A 284-nucleotide genomic window follows, 5' to 3' on the forward strand; every position below is an offset into this window, starting at 1 on the left:
GGTCCAGGCGACACCACCGACGATCAGTCCCCGACCCTGAGCGGCGAAGCCGAGCCGGGCAGCGTGGTGGACATCTACGATAACGACGAGAAGATCGGTTCCGTCATCGTTGATGACGAAGGTAAATGGTCCTATACGCCAGACAAGCCTCTGGCTAAAGGCGATCATGAGATCACCACTACCGTGACCGATCCGTCTGGCAACACCAGTGAACCGTCTCCGGGGATCTCCTTCACCGTCGATCCGGATCCAAACCAGGTGACCGTGGGTGAAGTGGTGGATGA

General features: G+C 58.5%; 1 protein-coding gene. It reads left to right on the forward strand.

Annotated features, from left to right (window positions below):
* The coding region (locus AK59_RS01000000123910) for an Ig-like domain-containing protein (protein WP_032618700.1) at positions 1-284 on the forward strand (284 nt) is incomplete at both ends.

Source organism: Enterobacter sp. T1-1 (assembly GCF_000710795.1).
Lineage (GTDB): Bacteria > Pseudomonadota > Gammaproteobacteria > Enterobacterales > Enterobacteriaceae > Enterobacter > Enterobacter cloacae.